15 protein-coding genes and 1 tRNA gene are annotated in these 16,033 nt (G+C 62.6%); 12 read left to right on the forward strand and 4 right to left on the reverse strand.

Going from position 1 to position 16,033, the window contains the following annotated elements; all coding sequences use genetic code 11:
• The first annotated feature begins 87 nt into the window (after positions 1–87).
• The 10 genes from K3F48_RS13765 (at position 88) to tolR (ending at position 8,642) form a co-directional block, all read left to right on the forward strand.
• Positions 88–498 carry a hypothetical protein gene (locus K3F48_RS13765; protein WP_255609008.1) on the forward strand — a complete coding sequence of 137 codons (411 nt, stop codon included), beginning with the start codon at positions 88–90 and terminating at the stop codon, positions 496–498.
• A 19-nt stretch (positions 499–517) separates the two neighbouring features.
• A complete protein-coding gene (locus K3F48_RS13770; protein WP_222576013.1) occupies positions 518–1,408 on the forward strand; it encodes a dienelactone hydrolase family protein in 891 nt (296 codons plus the stop codon).
• 27 nt (positions 1,409–1,435) lie between these two features.
• On the forward strand, positions 1,436–1,951 hold the full coding sequence (locus K3F48_RS13775) for a rhodanese-like domain-containing protein (RefSeq protein ID WP_222576014.1): 516 nt from the start codon (positions 1,436–1,438) through the stop codon (positions 1,949–1,951).
• On the forward strand, positions 1,948–2,514 hold the full coding sequence (locus K3F48_RS13780; RefSeq protein ID WP_222576015.1) for a peroxiredoxin: 567 nt from the start codon (positions 1,948–1,950) through the stop codon (positions 2,512–2,514). The genes K3F48_RS13775 and K3F48_RS13780 overlap by 4 nt, the downstream gene beginning before the upstream one ends.
• Positions 2,515–2,586: 72 nt before the next feature.
• A complete protein-coding gene (locus K3F48_RS13785) occupies positions 2,587–3,048 on the forward strand; it encodes a cytochrome c (RefSeq protein ID WP_255609009.1) in 462 nt (153 codons plus the stop codon).
• A gap of 16 nt (positions 3,049–3,064) precedes the next feature.
• Positions 3,065–3,814: a cytochrome b/b6 domain-containing protein gene (locus tag K3F48_RS13790; protein ID WP_222576017.1), complete on the forward strand. Its 750-nt coding sequence runs from the start codon at positions 3,065–3,067 to the stop codon at positions 3,812–3,814.
• 197 nt (positions 3,815–4,011) lie between these two features.
• A complete protein-coding gene (locus tag K3F48_RS13795; RefSeq protein ID WP_222576018.1) occupies positions 4,012–6,441 on the forward strand; it encodes a TonB-dependent receptor in 2,430 nt (809 codons plus the stop codon).
• Between the two features lie 238 nt (positions 6,442–6,679).
• Positions 6,680–7,432, forward strand: a complete 753-nt coding sequence (locus K3F48_RS13800) for a hypothetical protein (RefSeq protein ID WP_222576019.1) — start codon at positions 6,680–6,682, stop codon at positions 7,430–7,432.
• 42 nt (positions 7,433–7,474) lie between these two features.
• On the forward strand, positions 7,475–8,212 hold the full coding sequence (locus tag K3F48_RS13805; protein ID WP_222576020.1) for a MotA/TolQ/ExbB proton channel family protein: 738 nt from the start codon (positions 7,475–7,477) through the stop codon (positions 8,210–8,212).
• The gene (gene tolR / locus K3F48_RS13810; protein WP_222576021.1) at positions 8,193–8,642 is read left to right on the forward strand and encodes a protein TolR; all 450 of its coding nucleotides are present in this window, start codon (positions 8,193–8,195) and stop codon (positions 8,640–8,642) included. The genes K3F48_RS13805 and tolR overlap by 20 nt, the downstream gene beginning before the upstream one ends.
• 139 nt (positions 8,643–8,781) lie before the next feature.
• Here tolR and K3F48_RS13815 read toward each other — a convergent pair whose 3' ends face one another.
• From K3F48_RS13815 to K3F48_RS13825, 3 genes are all read right to left on the reverse strand, one after another.
• Positions 8,782–9,855, reverse strand: coding sequence for a hypothetical protein (locus K3F48_RS13815; RefSeq protein WP_255609011.1), 1,074 nt, complete (start codon positions 9,853–9,855; stop codon positions 8,782–8,784).
• A 211-nt stretch (positions 9,856–10,066) separates the two neighbouring features.
• Positions 10,067–11,458, reverse strand: coding sequence for a sensor histidine kinase (locus K3F48_RS13820; protein WP_370631421.1), 1,392 nt, complete (start codon positions 11,456–11,458; stop codon positions 10,067–10,069).
• 2 nt (positions 11,459–11,460) lie between these two features.
• Positions 11,461–12,150 (reverse strand): response regulator transcription factor, encoded by a 690-nt coding sequence (locus K3F48_RS13825; protein WP_222576022.1) that lies wholly within the window; start codon positions 12,148–12,150, stop codon positions 11,461–11,463.
• A 315-nt stretch (positions 12,151–12,465) separates the two neighbouring features.
• Here K3F48_RS13825 and K3F48_RS13830 point away from each other — a divergent pair, with 315 nt between their 5' ends.
• Both K3F48_RS13830 and K3F48_RS13835 read left to right on the forward strand, forming a co-directional pair.
• Positions 12,466–12,897, forward strand: a complete 432-nt coding sequence (locus K3F48_RS13830; protein WP_222576023.1) for a hypothetical protein — start codon at positions 12,466–12,468, stop codon at positions 12,895–12,897.
• Positions 12,898–12,980: 83 nt separating this feature from the next.
• A complete protein-coding gene (locus tag K3F48_RS13835; protein WP_222576024.1) occupies positions 12,981–15,260 on the forward strand; it encodes a TonB-dependent siderophore receptor in 2,280 nt (759 codons plus the stop codon).
• A gap of 617 nt (positions 15,261–15,877) precedes the next feature.
• On the opposite strand, the gene K3F48_RS13840 is transcribed toward K3F48_RS13835, so the two are convergent.
• Positions 15,878–15,954: transfer RNA gene (locus K3F48_RS13840), tRNA-Arg, on the reverse strand.
• Between the last annotated feature and the right edge of the window lie 79 nt (positions 15,955–16,033).

Raw genomic sequence — 16,033 nt, forward strand, 5'->3', positions numbered from 1 at the left:
TTCTCCGGCCTCCGCCGATCGTTTCGTCCTCGATGGCGCGATCCATGGCGGGGCGCCGCGTCCTCCGGTCTCCATGTTTGTTACGACATGAAAAACAAGACAAGCTATCGCAACATGCTTCTGCGCGTCGGATCTTTCGTCCTCGTCCTCGCGACTCCTGCGCTGGCGTTGGACCTTCATGATTACGACGACGATCTGATGCGCGATCTCGACAGAACCATCAAGTTCTTCGAGCCGGACATCACCGCCCAGAATGCGTCGGCGGCCAAGGAAGACGCCGCCATCCTGCTCGAGGGTTTCCGCTATACGGAAGACTATTTCGGCAAGAAAGGCGTCGCGGACGCTGTGGCGATCTCCCGCGACGGCTCGAAGCTCGTCGATGTGGTGCTGCGCAACGTCGAAAAAGGCGATTTCGACTCTGCGGCCGCCGCCGCGCGCGATACGACGCAGGTCTGCAAATCCTGCCACGAACTCTACAAACCCCGCCTGGCCCGATGAAACCGAAGCGAGACGAACCATGACGAGGAAGACTGCGCGTGATTTTCCGCCGGACGTTTTGAAGCTGTTCGATCAGTTCGTGCATGGCGACATCGATCGCCGCGGCTTCGTCGACGGCGCGAAGCGGCTGACGATCGGCGCCGCGGCGGCGGGAGCCTTTCTCGACGAGCTGCTGCCGCGCTTCGCCGAAGCGGCGCAAGTCGAGAAAAACGACCCGCGCATCGCTGGCGAGACGCTCGAAATTCCATCACCCGATGGATATGGAAAAGTGAAGGGCTATTTCGTCCATCCGGCGAAGGTCGAGGGCAAGCTGCCGACCGTGCTGGTGATTCACGAGAACCGCGGGCTCAATCCCCATATCGAGGATATCGCCCGCCGCCTCGCGCTCGAGAATTTCGTCGTTCTCGCGCCGGACGCGCTCGCGCCGCTCGGCGGCTATCCCGGCGACGAAGACAAGGCGCGCGCGCTGTTTCCGCAGCTCGATCAGGCGAAGACGCGCAACGACTTCATCGCCGCTTATGGCGCACTGAAGAATTGCCCGATCGGCAACGGCAAGGTGGGCGCGATCGGCTTTTGCTATGGCGGCGGCGTCGTGAATTTTCTCGCGACGAAGCTTCCCGATCTCGCGGCAGGCGTGCCGTTCTATGGCGCGCAGCCCGCTGCCGAGGAGGTGGCGAAGATCAAAGCGCCGCTGCTCATCCATTATGCCGAGAGCGACGAACGCATCAACGCCGGCTGGCCGGCCTATGAAGCGGCGCTCAAAGCCGCGGGAACGCATTACCAAACTTTCATCTATCCGGGCGTTCAGCACGGCTTCAACAATGATACGACTCCGCGCTATGATCAGGCCGCCGCCGCGCTCGCCTGGAAACGCTCCGTCGATTTCTTCAACGCCCATCTTCGGGCGTAATCACCACGCAAGAGAAAGGTCGAATCGATGCGAGCGCCGACGCTGCTCATCTCCCTCCTACTCTCCGCCGCGGCCGCCGAGGCCGCAGACGCTCCGGCGCCGCCGACCGCCGCCGCCGCGCCGGCCGTGACTCCGGCCAATGATCCCGCCTACACCTACAAGACGCTTCGCCTCAACCGCGCGGCCTTCGACGCGCTGGCCGCCAAGCCGGAGAATTTGCTGGTCCTCGATATCCGCCGTCCCGACGAGCTCACCAAAAACGGCGGCTTCCCCGTCTATCTCAGCATTCAAACCGCCGATGTGCAGAAAAGCCTGTCCTTCATTCCACGCGATCGGCTCATCGTCACCGTGTCCAACCGCGCGCATCGCGCCGGAGCGGTCGGCGATATTCTCACCGGCCTCGGCTATCGCGTGGTCGGCGCGATCGGCGTTCTCGACTATCAGGACGAAGGCGGAACCTTGACGAAAATCACGCCTCCTCCACCGAAGACCGCCACATCCTCGACCGAAGCGCCATCCGCCGCTGCGGGAGGCGCCAAATGATCGGAACGCTGCGCGACGGCGCGCTGCTCTCGGCGCTCTGCGCGAGCCTCGCGGCGTCGCCGGCCTCGGCGGCGTTGAAGCAGGGCGCAGCGGCGCCGGATTTCACCACCGCCGCTGCGATCGGCGGCAAGGAATTCGTCTTCTCGCTCGCCGAAAGATTGAAGCAAGGGCCCGTGGTTCTCTACTTCTATCCGAAGTCCTTCACGCGCGGCTGCACGATCGAGGCGCACGAATTCGCCGATAATTACGACAATTTCGCCGCCGCGGGCGCTTCGCTCGTCGGAGTGTCGGCGGATACGATCGCGACGCAGATCGATTTTTCGACCAAGGAGTGCCGCGACAAATTCCCCGTGGCCGCCGATCCCAATCTCACGGTGATCGAGGCCTATGACGCCAAGCGTGATCGTCCGATACCGAGTGGCGCGACCGTGTCGGACCGCATCTCCTATGTTGTCACGCCCGACGGCAAGATCGGCCTCGCGCTGGTTTCCGCCGATCCGCTCGAACATGTGGCGGCGACGCTCGCATTCGTCCGCAAATGGCGAAGCGAGCATCCACGCTGATCTGCTTCACCGAGAGAAGGAACGATTATGGACTTGTCTTCGAAACGCGCACGCCTGTTCGTCACGAGTGGAATGGCTGTCGTCTGCCTCGGCCTCGCAGCCTCGTCCTTTGCTCAGACCGCGCAGGCGCCCGCCGGTCCGTCCGCCGCGAAGATCGCCGTCGAGAATCGCAGAGCGGCGTTCACTCTCATCGGCAATTCCTTCCGCTGGTTCGGAGCGGCGGCCAAGGGCGCCGCGCCCTATGACGAAGCCGAGGCGAAGAAGCGCGCCTCTCGCATCGGCTTCCTCGTCAATTTTCTCGATGACGCATTTCCGGAAGATTCCAATCTCGGAGAGCCGGCCAGCAAGGCGAAAGGCGACGCCTGGACCAATCGTGCGGACTTCGAGAAGAAGCTCGCGGCGTTCAAGGCGAACGCCCGCGCGTTCGAGCAGACGGTCGCCAATGAGAAGGGCGCGACGGACGGCTTCAAGGCGGCGGTCGCCTCGCTCGGGCAGGACTGCAAAGGCTGCCATGATTCCTACAAGCTGAAATAACGCGCGCGACCGGCGAATGACCATCATCGACGAGCAGAGACCGCAAGCCCAGTCGGCGGCCGAGGCGCCGCCCCGGACGACGCGACTCGTCTGGGATCTCCCGGTGCGGCTCGTTCACTGGTCTCTGGTGATCTCGTTCGTCGGCGCTTTCATTACCAATAAGCTCGGCGTCGCCTGGTTCGACTGGCATGTCCGGTTCGGATACGGCGTTCTCGCGCTGGTCGCTTTTCGCATTCTCTGGGGATTTTTCGGGACCAAGCATGCGCGATTTGCGAGCTTCGTAACGCCGCTCGGAGAGACGCTGCGCTATCTGCGTCGCTTGGCGCGGGGCGCGCCGACCGCCTACGCCGGACATAATCCACTCGGCGCTCTGATGGTCGTGGCGCTTCTGCTCGGACTCGGCGCACAGGCCGGGCTGGGGTTGTTCTCGGACGACGAGATCTTCAATGCCGGCCCGTTCGCCGGGCTGATCGGCAAGGAAACAAGCCTCGCGCTCACATCGCTGCACGCGCGCGGCTTTTATCTGTTGGCGGCGGCGGTCGCGGCGCATGTCGCCGCGGTGCTGGCGCATGTGTTCATCAAGCGCGACAATCTCGTGCGCGCCATGATCACCGGCCGCAAGGCGGCCCATAAGGTTCCGGCGCAAGACGAGATCGCCCATTCCCGCCTCGTGGCGGCGATGGCGCTCGTGCTCGTCGTCGCGGCGGTCTTCGCTGTCGCGAGTTCCTTCGTCCCTGTCGCCGAGGCGAATGCCGACGCTTTCTGAAGATGCGACTCCCTCCCCGATGAACTTTTTAGATCGCGCGTCGCGCGATCTTTTTTGCGTCGAGTGTGTCGCGTTCGCAACGGCCGGCGAGATTCTCCGCTTTGCTTTCCGATTCCGCGCGCCCGTCGATGACTTTGGGCTTGACCGCAGCTAGTATAGCTACAAACTAAGTAGATATACTGGCGACGGAGAGTGGGATGGTCGGTGCATCGTATCGTGAGCGGCTTTTGTCCAGCGTGCGTTTCGTCCCCTGCGCAGTGTTGAGCGGCGTGATCCTCGGAGCGATCGCGCCTTCGGCCAGCGCCGAGGATGCGCAAGTGGAGGAAGTCAAGGTGACGGCGCGTCACCGAGAGGAAAAGGCGCAGGACGTGCCGCAGCCCGTCGCCGTCGTCGGCGGCAAGACGGCCGATCGCGAACATATCGAAAGGCTGCAGGAGTTCGGCCAGAAGGTTCCGAATTTCGGCTTCTTCGTCGGCAATCCGCGTGGATCGGGCGCAAATATCCGCGGCACCTCCGGCGCGTTCACCAGCGCCGACGGCGCCGAGAGCGCGGTCGGCTTCATCGTCGACAATGTCTTCTACACGCACACCGGCTTTCAATGGGCCGATTATGTCGACCTTCAATCCTTGGAAGTGGCGCGCGGTCCGCAAGGCACGCTGCTCGGCAAGAACACGACCGCCGGCGCCGTGGTGATCCACACGCAGCTGCCGTCCTTCACGCGCTCTGCGACATTGGAGACATCCTTCGGCAATCGCGGCCGCATCATCGAGAAGCTCAACGTCACCGGTCCGCTCATCGAGGACACGCTCGCCTATCGCGTCACGTTCTTTCTCGACAAGAGCGGCGGCTTCATCCACGACAAGGTCACGGGAGCCGGCCTCCTTAATAATAATCGCTGGGGCGTCCGCGGGCAGCTCCTCTACACCGGCGACAATTTCACCGACCGGCTCATCTTCGAGCGGCTGCGCTCCGACGAATACAATAATTATACCGCCCTTTGGGGGGACTCCATTCCCTATTTCGCCAATGGCGCGCCGGCGCGGCAGTTCAGCCAGAATGTCGCGAGCCGCCTCGGCAAGCCCATTCTCGGCTTCGATCCCTATAGCCCCTATCTCACCCGTCTCGGCAATCTCGATCAGCGCACGCATGGGCTCTCGAACGAGATCAATTTTCAGCTGGGCGAGAACACTGTCACCTCGGTGAGCGCATGGCGAGAGTTCATTCTCCATCCGCGCAACTCGCTCGGATCCGCCTATGGCAACGAGCTGGAGATCGTGTCCACCGCCTTCGACACTTATGTCGACCAATATTCGCAGGAGCTACGCCTCGCCTCGCCGAAGGAGCAGATATTCGAATGGCAGGTGGGCTTCTACGGCCTGCGCGAAATGATCTGGTCCAATCGCCATGACGATTTCGGCTCCGACTCCGCGCAATGGTACGCCAATGACATCAACGCCAATCCCGCCCTCTTGAACGGCGTGGTCGCGCATCAAGACGGCAAGGCGACGACGACGAGCTTCGCGGGCTTCGGCCAGGGAACCTGGCATATCGACGAGCAATTGGCCGTGACCCTCGGCTTGCGCGACACTTATGAAATCAAGACCGGCTCCGACTTCGGATGGGTGAGCGGCTTCAATCCCGCTTTCACGGTGCAGCAGACGCTGGCGGCGGTCGCGCAGGCCAAGGGCGGCATCGCGCTGTTCGATTCGGGGGGGCAGTGGAAGGACAATAATTCGCTGTCCGGGCTCATCAATCCGTCCTATCGCTACAATGAGAACATCCTGGTGTATGGCTCTGTCGCGCGGGGCGAAAAATCCGGCGCGGTCAACACCAATGCGCTTCCCATTCTCGACGGCGCCCGCAATTACGTAGGCTTTCAACCGGTCATCATCAAGCCGGAGATCACCTGGGATTATGAGCTCGGCGCCAAGACCAACTGGCTCGACGGCAAGCTCGTCCTCAACGCCAATCTCTATTGGCAGGACACGTTCAATTTCCAGACGACGCTCGTCAACACGGATTACGTCGACGCAGCCGGCGTTCCAATCACCAACACCTATCTCGGCAATATCGGACATGTCCGCTTTCGCGGCGTCGAATTCGACGGGAAATGGAGTCCGTTCGAGCGCTTCTGGCTGACCTTCTCCGGCGCGCTCACCGAGGTTCGCTATATCGATCACAAGAAGGGCCCGCGACCGGCCGATTGGCAGTTCACGGGCGCGCCCGCATTCCTCGATCTCTCGGGCACCAAGGCGACCGGCGTCTCGCCTTTGTCTTTCAATGTCGGCTTCAGCTATGATCATCCGCTCGGCGCGGCTTTCAGAGACGCCGGCTTCGATCAGCCGGTCACCGCCTACACTTATGTCAATGCCGCGTGGAAGGACACGACGCCATTCACGACGCCCTGGTCGATCTACAAGCTGGAGCAGAGGCCGTATACGCTCGTCAACGCCGGCATCGGCGTTCGCACCGACGACGATCGCTATAATCTCTTCTTCTGGGTGAAGAACCTCTTCGACGAGCGCTATCGCACCAATATCGCGATGTCGACGGGCAGCTCGCCGAATTCGATGAACTTCGGCGATCCGCGCTGGTTCGGCGGGACCCTGCGCGTGAAGCTCGAGTGATCGGAGATCGGACGCAACCGCGATTGTCGGATGTGTGCGCCGTGCGCAAACGCGCTCGCTCGATCGATGACGAGGCTCGAAGGGACAAAGGGGAACAGCTCCTTTGTCCCTTCGTCGCGACAGGCTTCTCGGCGCCGTCAATTCGCCCCACCGAGACGCGTCTCGTAAATAAGCCTATTGCATCGATAGGATTTATATTGTGTAATGACTCTCACATTCGGCAAGGGGGAATTGATCGATGTCGTTGGCGACCGCGGCGAGATATGCTCCGCCCCTCCAAGAGCTTGCTTTCGATGACGACGCGTCGGGAGCGCAGGGCCTTCTGCGAGCGTCGCCCCCGCGCGCGAATTACGCCGCGCGTTGCGGCGCCGTCATTCTTTATGCGCTCGCCTTCGCGGCGATCGTGTCGGTCGGCTTCAGCGTCGACAACAAGCCCGTCGAAGAGCTGAGCGTGATCGAGCTCGCGCCGATTCCGGTGGACGAGACGCCGGAGGAGGAAACGCCTCCGCCTGCCGAGCCCGACCTGCCGGAGCCGCCGCCGCCCGCGCCGGAGGCGGTCGAGCCGCTTCCGCAAGTGAAGCCGCCGCCGCCGAAGCCAGCTCCAAAGCCGAAAGTCGAAAAGGAGCGACCGCGCCACGAGCCGCGGCCGGCGGCGGAGCGCACTAGGGCGAGCGGGCCCCGCGTCGACGCTCCGGCGGCGCGCGCGCCCACTCCGGTCGGCGCTACGCCTTCGGCGATCGCCAATGTGTTTCACGCGTGCATGCAGAGAGCGGCAGCCAACGCCTATCCGGAAGCGCAGTCTCCGCGCAGGGCGCACATCGGCTATCACGCGACATTCAGCGCGACTGGTTCGCTCGTCTCCTATTCGATCGTGTCATCGGGCAACGCCGCATTCGATGCGGTCGCCAACCGACTCGCCGCACGCTGCGGCACGGTTCCCGCGCCGGGCAAGACGGTTACGCTGCCTGGGGCAATTACCTTCAGTCCCTGACATCTCGCAACCTCTGTCTCTCTGCTGAAAGGCCATCCATCCATGAGTGACGCTTCCGCCGCCTCGGCCGCCCTGGCGCATGCGCTGACACCGGTCGAATTGTTCCTGCAAGCCGACGCGATCGTCAAAACGGTCATCGTCCTGCTCATTCTCGCCTCGGCTTGGGGCTGGACCGTTATCGCCGAAAAGCTGATCCGCCTCGGCGTGCTGCATCGGCGCGCGGCGCGGCTCGTCGACAGCGTTCAGGACGGCCTTCCGGTCGCCAGCGTCGCGGACAGTTTCGGCGAGGCCTCGCCGGACGATCCGCTGGTTCAGGTCTATCGCGCGATGGTCGACGAGCACACGCGCTCGTCCGATCTGCAGCAGACCGAAGCCCAGCGCGACGCGCTGCAGGAGCGCGTGCATCGGGTCGGCCAGCTCGCCGCGACCAACGCCATCGATCACCTGCACTCCCGCCTGCAGGGCCTCGCGACCATCGGCTCGGTGGCGCCCTTCGTCGGCCTGTTCGGCACGGTCTGGGGCATCATGAATTCCTTCCAGGGCATTGCCGCGTCGAACAACACCAGCCTCGCAGTCGTCGCGCCGGGCATCGCCGAAGCGCTGTTCGCGACGGCCCTCGGACTGGTCGCGGCGATCCCCGCCGTGATCTTCTACAATCGGATCAGCGGCGACATCAGCGCTTATGGCAAGCGCCTCACCGCCTTCATCGGCGTGTTCGAGGTGGAGCTGTCCCGTCAACTGTCTCGCAAGGGAGATCGCAATGGCCTTCGCGCTGCGTAAGAACGACTCCGATTTCGAACCGCAGCCGATCGCGGATATCAATGTCACGCCGCTCGTCGACGTCATGCTCGTTCTGCTGATCGTATTCATGGTCGCGGCGCCGCTGATGACGGCGGGCGTTCCGGTCGATCTGCCGAAGACGCAGGCCAAGCAGCTCGACGATCAGCAGCCGCCGATCGTGGTGAGCGTGGACGCCAATGGCGCCTTCTTCGTCGATAAGCGCGAAGCGGGCGCCAATGAGGGGCTTCTGGCCCTCTTGCAGGAGAGCAGCGGCGGCGCGAAGGACCGGCGCGTCCATATTCGCGCGGACAAGGCCGTGCCCTATGGCAAGGTCGCCGAAGCGATGGGCGTCATCAGCTCGGCCGGCTACGCCAAGGTCGCGCTCGTGTCCGAGGCGGCGCCGGGCGGCGCCAGAGCCGCGTCGCGCTGAGCTTGGGCCGCCTGCGGGGCGCCGGCTCTAAACAGGCCGGCGCCGCCGGGACAGCGAAAGGTGTTCCCATTTCAGGCGCAAATGTCGCGCCAGTGAGGACGGAACTGGGAACTCAGATGTAATTGCATTGTCCATATATTCACGATTCCTGCTGAAATGCGCGCACGAGTCGCAGCAGCGTCTCGGGTGGCGCACCGTAGCTTACGATCCTCACATCGAGATCATAGCCCGCCATCAACTCCAAGGCGCGTCGGATGGCGTCATCGATCCAACTGGCGTCGTTGCCGAAAGCGCCGCCCCCAAGAGAGGTGAGAAGAACGATATTTGATGCGCCCCGATTTACATTCAGCACGGCGCTCCACAATGTCGCCTCGTAGGCTGCCTCCAGCACCAGAGATGCGAAGGGCCTCCAGAGCGGAGTGGGCACAGAACTGTAGGCAACTGGCAGGGCCGAGCAGAAGGCTTGCGAAACCAGGGGCCGCCTTTCTCCTGCACCATCGATGACTTCCACGTCGCGATGCAATCCGATGCGCAATTCGCCGCGCAAGCTGTCCGACTCCTGCCCGTTGCTCGAGGCGAGGCAGTCGGCGATGGCATTCAGCCCGTCGGCGCTACAAAGCGCATAGCCATTCTGCATGCGCCAGAGCTTGTTGACCGGCCGGCCCGTGGCGACGCTCAGCGCCTCGCCGACAGCCGCCAGTCCGTCGAGTTGGCGATCTCGCGTTTGACCGTAGCTATCGCCGGCTGGCGCGAAATAATTGCGGTAGATCGTTGCCGCTCCGGCGGCGATAGCACAGGCAGGGCCCTGGGTGTGGTCATGCTGATAGCGGGTGACGCCATGCTCGGGCGTTATCTCGGGGGAGGTCATTTCCAGCATGTTGAATTGCGACGCCACCTGAAACAGAGCGCCGGAATATTCGGGCCTCCTCATTAATTCCCGCACATCGCCGGTCACAACGCTGACTTTCAGCTGTCCACTCGGGGCGCCCGCCGATTGCGCGCGTCCACGCAGCGAGTGGAGCGACGCCAGTTCGAGATCGCCAATAGCGAAGCTCTTGCCGTTGATCAGGGATCGCAGCCGAGCCCCTTCAACGGCGAGATTTGACCGAGTGCTCTCATAGTCCAACTCGCGAAATCCCGTGAGTCGCTCAAACCAGTCCATGCCCGCCCCCGTCGCGCGAAATTGCGATCCATATTTGGTGGCCGAGACCATGCTGTCGAGAGCCTTTCAAGTATTGCGTGCGGTTCGACGCCCGACTCGTTCAGCCTCTGGCAAATCGTGAGCACGACGCCGCCGGTCGGCCGCGCCGATGTCGAGCATCATGGCCAAGCTGCGGCCAGAACCGGTGCGTCCAAGCATGGATAAGCCGAAAGTAGCGCGCCGGTCGGGACAAAGACGCGAACATGTATGTTATTTAAAGGTCCTACGGCAGTCTCGCAGGAACATCCGTCAGCTCCGGAAATATCAATTTAAATGTCGCGCCGCCACTTGGCGTTTCCTCGACGCAAATTTTCCCGCGCATCTCGTCCATCAGTTCCTTGGCGATGGCCAAGCCCAGCCCTGTGCCGGGCGTCGCCTCGCTCTTGCGCCAGAAGGGCTCGAAAATCATCTCGCGTTCTGTCTGGGCGATGCCCTGGCCGTGATCGATCACGGCGACTGTCGCTCCCGGACCGACGCGAACGACGACGGCGCCGCCCGACGGCTCCGCGCGTAGCGCATTGTCGATGAGATTGGCGACGACGGCTTCGATCGCCCTGCGATTGCCGCGTGTGACGACTCGAGGCGCGCAGGCTTCGAATTCGATCGTTCGGTCGCATTCGACAGCGAGCCGCAAGTAGAGACAAACCACTTCCCGGACCGACGTCACGAGGTCGACTTCCTGATCGAGCGCGACCTGCCGTTCCGTCAAGCGCGCGGCGACGAGCAGTTGCTCGACGATGGCCTGCAGTCGGCTCGCGTCGCTCAACAGGGCGCCTTTGACAGGCAGCTCTTCCAAATTGTCCAATCTCGCGCGCAAGATCGCGATTGGCGTGCGCAGTTCATGCGCGGCGTTGGCCGTGTAGCGACGTGTCCGAGCGGCGCCGGCGGCGAGCCGCTCCAGAGCGATGTTGATCCCGTCGACCAGCGGAGCGATCTCCGCCGGGACGTCGCCGACCGGCAGTCGCTGATGCAGCATGTTCATGTCCATGCGCGCCGCTTCGTCGGCGATTGCGCGGAGCGGCGTCAGCCCACGCCGCACGGCGAATAGCGCGGCCCCGGCCGAGATGAGCGCCGTCACGACGAAAAAGCCCGCCAATCGCCGAAAATCTGCGAGAATCGCATAGAAGAGGTCGCTCAAGACGAATTTTGGAGAATAGACGGCCGCATGTAGCCGACCGAAAGGCGTCCGTACGGGTTCGACGAGACCCCGCGGAGACAGCGTCGGATCGCCGGGCAAGACGAAGTGCGTGTGCGTGGGGCTGATTTTGATCACGCCTGCCAGAGCCGCGACCAATTCTGGCGAAGAGCCCGAGACCGCCTCGCTTCGCGCGGCGTCGAACACAGCTATTTTCAGGCCGGGAACGCGTCTCGCCTCGTCACGCAGTTCGGGGATCGGATCGATGCGCAGAGAGCCTTCGTCGTCGCGCATGAGCGATGCGACGACGAGCTGGATCATTCGCGCGGAAGCCAGCTCGTCCGCCGTCCTGCCGAAGGCTTCGAAGGCGCCGACGCCGGCAAACCCCAGGATGATCGTGATCGTCCACCCTGTCGCGAAGGCTACGAATTGCGAAACGATCAGATAGCCGACGACGCGATTGGCGAGCGAAGACGCCATGCTCAGGCGTTCGGCCGGGGTTTCGCCTTGGCGATCATGTATCCGAGCCCGCGCGCCGAATGAATTTCGACGCCCGCGCCGAGTTCCGACAGGCGCGAACGAACGCGCGAGACGAGCGCGGTCACCGCATGTTCATGGACCTCCGCGTCGAGCCCGTAAATCCCCGACAGAAGCCTCTCTCGCGGCACGACGCAATCGGCGCGCCGGGCCAAGGCCTCGAGCAGCGCCAGTTCTCGGCGCAAGAACAATACGGGACGGTTCGCGACCGACACCGTCCGCATATCGAGATCGAAGGACAGCGCCCCTATGACGATCGGCGGAGTCCGACCGCCTCCCCGCCTCCGCAGGCTGGCGCGAATGCGCGCCATCATCTCGTCGAGGTTGAACGGCTTCGTCAGATAGTCGTCGGCCCCGGCGTCCAGACCTTCGATCCTGTCGTCGATGGAGTCGAGCGCAGTCAGCATCAGGATGCGGCTGGCCGGGTGCAGCCGGCGGATATGCGAAATCAGCGACAGGCCGTCGCCGTCCGGCAACCTGCGGTCCAGCAACGTCAAGGAATAAGAGCTGCTATCGAGCGCGAGCGACGCCCCTTCGATCGTATCGACATGATCGACGGCATAGCCCGCCCGTTCGATCCGGCGGGCGATTTCGCTCGCGAGTTCCGCGTAATCCTCGACCAACAGAATTCGCATGGGCGCCGCTCCCAGCTTGTCCTGCGTTCGGCGTTCGGCCCCTCCCGGACCCAAAATACCGTCGCGCCGCCATTCATAACCAGGGTCGTCCTGTTGGCAACAGCGCTCTGCGGGAATCAAAAATGGACACAATCACGAATCGGAGAAGACCGTGGCGCCCAAGACACAGTTTCCCGTTTTCTCGATGACCCTGCCGGCTATGAGGTTCACATGACCTTTCGCGTCTAGTGTCGTGTGTAGACAACAGCTTGAGGCCCCGGGTTTGCGGGCCAGCAATCACTCGATCGAGAAGGCTCCCGGTTGGGAACGAGCGTGATGGTCCAGGGCGAGCGCGAGCAGAGTGACAAAAGGCGCGGTGGGCGACTTTCGGCACGTCCGGCCGTCGCTTCCTTGGTGGCGCTGTTCGTCATTTTGCAGGGCCTGGCGTCCGTCGGGTCCTCCTTCGTTCGCCACCGCCACGGCAATGAGCCGGCGACCGCCTTCTTCTCCCCGGTCGCGCTCTGCGCGACGGGTTCGCCTCATGAAAAGGCGCCGTCGCAGCAGCCCATACAGTCTCAGTGCTGCGTTATTTGCGGAGCACGCGACTATGACGGCGCCTCCGCCGTCGTCCTGACGCCCGACTCCCCGACGACGGCGCCGCTGGCGGCGTCTGGTTCGATCGCGAAAAATTTTGTCGGAGCGCCTCCACCGCCGGTGTCCGGCTGGGCCAGTTCCTGGTCGTCGCGCGCGCCACCGTCTTTCTCCTGACCGACTGCTGGCGGCCGCAGGGCCGCGCCATGTTCGTCTCAATCTGCGTGGGCGGCCAGCGCGCCGTCTCAGGAGAGCTTGATATGTTTCGTTCGACCTTGTTGCGCGGCGTCTCCGCCGGCGCGTTGGCTTTCGCATTTTTTCCGGTGATTTCGGCTGCGCAAGAGGCTTTGCCCGCGATCGACATCGCCGCCGAGCGGGGCGGCGCCGCGCCCGCCGGCGCCAGACCATCCGGTCGCGGCGCCGATGGCAATGGAAGCGGGACCAGCTATACGGCAACCAAAGCCACGTCGGCGTTGAAGACCGATACTCCGATCCTCGATACGCCGAGGTCCGTGCAGGTCATTCCCAAGCAGGTGCTGGAAGACAAGCAGGTCTTGAACACGCAGGAGGCGGTTAAATTCGTCAGCGGAGTGCAAACTCCGCCCGGCGCCTATTACGACAATTTTCTCATTCGCGGTTTCAGCACGTCCAACAACGTCTATCGCAACGGGCTGAAATTATATGGAGTCTCTGGAGCGGAAGACCCAGCCTTTATCGATCGTATCGAGATCATGAAAGGCCCGGCCGCCATGCTCTACGGCCGCATTCAGCCGGGCGGCCTCGTCAATTTCGTGACCAAGGCGCCGCAGGAAGAGGCCGCCCGCAGCGTCGAGGAGCAATTTGGCAGCTGGGGGCTCGCCCGCACCACGGTCGACGTCACCGGCCCGGCGACTCTCGACAAGTCGCTGCTCTACCGCGTGATCGGCGTCTATGACCATGCCGATGATTTTATCGACTTCAGGCATCGCGACAATGGCTCGGTCCTGACCTCCCTGGCCTGGCGGCCGACGACGCAATTCGAAGCCAATATAGGGTTCGAATACAATAACCTCGCAACGACCAATCGCGGAATTTATGGTCAACAAATCCCCGCGCTGAGCTCGACCGGCCGTCCGGCCAATCTGCCGCGCAACTGGACGCAGAACGTCCCCGGCATGTACGAAAATCTGCCGGACGTGATGGAGCGCGTCCTCGTTTCGGCGGACTGGACATACCATTTCAACGATCGATGGAAGGTGACGAACAGGGCGCACTATCAACATGTGGATGAAATGCAGCATATCGTCATTTCGCGCGGCTATGACGAAGCGACAGGCCTCATGAATCGCAAGGTGACCTGGAACCGGTTCTATCGCGACACATGGTCGCTCAATCTCGATCTGACCGGGACATTAGAAACTGGTCCTGTCGAACATAATTTGCTCTTTGGTTTCGACTTCTATGATCACAGGCAAGTGCTCAAGGGAGACAATCCAAACGCAAGCGCCGCTCAGCCGATTCCTTCCTTCAACATTTGGGCGCCTTATTACGGCGATATCGGCTATTCGGCCATCAAGGGCCAGATCGCTCAGGCGTCGGGCAATATCTTGCAGCGCGTCAAGCAACAGAACTTCGGCTATTACGTCCAGGACGACATCTCCTATGACGACTTCATCCACTTTCTGATCGGCGGCCGTTACGACGTCGCGTTCGACGCGCAGTCCGAGATTTTCGGAACGCGAGCAGGCTCGACGTGCTTTCCAGCTTGTGACGGCCACTACAATCCGTCGTGGAAGGGGAATCCGACCGAACGCAAGATTTCGCCGAACGGCGGACTATTGTTCAAGTTGACGCCGGAATATTCGATCTACGCCAGCTATTCGGAGTCGTTTGGCACGTCTAACGCCTCTGCGGTGAGCGCCGATGGGAAGCCGTTCAAGCCGCAGGAGGGACAACAATATGAATTGGGAGCGAAAGCCAGCCTTTTCGGGGGAAAGGTGACGGCTTCGGTCGCGGCCTTCGATCTCTATCTCAAGAACGTCCTGGCGCCCGATCCTTCGCGCCCCAATACGATCTATCAGGTCGCGACGGGCAAGGTGCGCAGTCGCGGCGTCGAATTCGACCTCGCAGGTCAAGTCACCGACAATATCAGCCTGATCGGCAGCTACACTTACGATGACGCCATCATCATCGAAAACAGCACCACGGGGACCGGCGCGCTTCTCGGCAAGCGTTGGGCGGGCGTGCCGCGCCATGCGGGAAATCTGTGGGCGAAATACGACACGGCGCCCGGCCGGACGGAGGGTTGGAGGTTCGGCGCCGGCTTCTACGCCAATGGTCTCCGCCAGGGCAACAACACCAATACTTATCAACTGCCCGGCTATGTCACCTTCGACGCGATGATCGGCTATCGGACGGTCGTCGAGAGTTTTCCCGTCGAGGCGCAACTCAACGTCAAGAACATCGGCGACGCGAAATATTTCGAAGCCACCGATGGCGGGCTCAACGCTTATTACGGCCAGCCGAGAACATTCATCGGATCGTTGAAGGTGAAATTTTGAAAGGGCGTCACGACGGAAGTCGAACTGCCCCGGCTTTGCCTACTTCGGCGAGGAGGCCGGTCACCCACTCGAACTCGCGCGAGATCTGGCTGGCGATCCATCTCTGGCTCGGTCTCGGGACTGTGGAGGCGTTCTCGCCGATCACCGAAATCGAACGCTTGCGCTCCACGCCCGGCGCCGGAAGGGATCACCTGTTCCACCGCCGCCCACGTCGGCAAGACTGGCTGCAAGGAGCGCTCTCTCCCGGATGGACCGGCTCGACGGGCCGGTCGCGACCAATTCGCCGATCAACGGCTCCCCAACCGGCTACGGCGGTCGAGTTGAAGCCTTCCAAAGCAGAAAATCGCCCCGGCCGAGGACAAGCTGAAGCGCCTCGTCGAGGATAGCGTCATCGACATGGACGATCTGCTTCGTGACTGTCGCGCCGCCTCCCGATTCCGAGCGGGAGCGCGCGAAAGCCGCGCTGGAGCGCATCAAAGCTCAATCCACACCGTCGTCGAAGCCGTCGAGGTCGACGACCAGGTCCATCCGCTTTCACGGCTCCAAGACCAGCCTCGAACAGGTCGCCGTCGTTGGAGAACAAATCGGCAACGGCGTTTGCGGTTTTAATACGCAAATGGCGCGCCCGAAAGGATTCGAACCTCTGACCCCCAGATTCGTAGTCTGGTGCTCTATCCAGCTGAGCTACGGGCGCCCTCATCGCCGACGACGCGGGGTTTCGTGAACCCGCTCGGCGACGAGGCCGTCGTTTAGCGTCTCGCAAGGCTCTTGGC

It is taken from the genome of Methylosinus sp. Sm6, from assembly GCF_019802345.1.
GTDB lineage: Bacteria > Pseudomonadota > Alphaproteobacteria > Rhizobiales > Beijerinckiaceae > Methylosinus.

Excerpts from the sequence above, each read along its gene's own strand:
- K3F48_RS13765 (WP_255609008.1), top strand. The coding sequence starts at position 88 with ATGAAAAACAAGACAAGCTATCGCAACATGCTTCTGCGCGTCGGATCT.
- K3F48_RS13770 (WP_222576013.1), top strand. The coding sequence starts at position 518 with ATGACGAGGAAGACTGCGCGTGATTTTCCGCCGGACGTTTTGAAGCTG.
- K3F48_RS13775 (WP_222576014.1), top strand. The coding sequence starts at position 1,436 with ATGCGAGCGCCGACGCTGCTCATCTCCCTCCTACTCTCCGCCGCGGCC.
- K3F48_RS13780 (WP_222576015.1), top strand. The coding sequence starts at position 1,948 with ATGATCGGAACGCTGCGCGACGGCGCGCTGCTCTCGGCGCTCTGCGCG.
- K3F48_RS13785 (WP_255609009.1), top strand. The coding sequence starts at position 2,587 with ATGGCTGTCGTCTGCCTCGGCCTCGCAGCCTCGTCCTTTGCTCAGACC.
- K3F48_RS13790 (WP_222576017.1), top strand. The coding sequence starts at position 3,065 with ATGACCATCATCGACGAGCAGAGACCGCAAGCCCAGTCGGCGGCCGAG.
- K3F48_RS13795 (WP_222576018.1), top strand. The coding sequence starts at position 4,012 with ATGGTCGGTGCATCGTATCGTGAGCGGCTTTTGTCCAGCGTGCGTTTC.
- K3F48_RS13800 (WP_222576019.1), top strand. The coding sequence starts at position 6,680 with ATGTCGTTGGCGACCGCGGCGAGATATGCTCCGCCCCTCCAAGAGCTT.
- K3F48_RS13805 (WP_222576020.1), top strand. The coding sequence starts at position 7,475 with ATGAGTGACGCTTCCGCCGCCTCGGCCGCCCTGGCGCATGCGCTGACA.
- tolR (WP_222576021.1), top strand. The coding sequence starts at position 8,193 with ATGGCCTTCGCGCTGCGTAAGAACGACTCCGATTTCGAACCGCAGCCG.
- K3F48_RS13815 (WP_255609011.1), bottom strand. The coding sequence starts at position 9,855 with ATGGTCTCGGCCACCAAATATGGATCGCAATTTCGCGCGACGGGGGCG.
- K3F48_RS13820 (WP_370631421.1), bottom strand. The coding sequence starts at position 11,458 with ATGGCGTCTTCGCTCGCCAATCGCGTCGTCGGCTATCTGATCGTTTCG.
- K3F48_RS13825 (WP_222576022.1), bottom strand. The coding sequence starts at position 12,150 with ATGCGAATTCTGTTGGTCGAGGATTACGCGGAACTCGCGAGCGAAATC.
- K3F48_RS13830 (WP_222576023.1), top strand. The coding sequence starts at position 12,466 with ATGGTCCAGGGCGAGCGCGAGCAGAGTGACAAAAGGCGCGGTGGGCGA.
- K3F48_RS13835 (WP_222576024.1), top strand. The coding sequence starts at position 12,981 with ATGTTTCGTTCGACCTTGTTGCGCGGCGTCTCCGCCGGCGCGTTGGCT.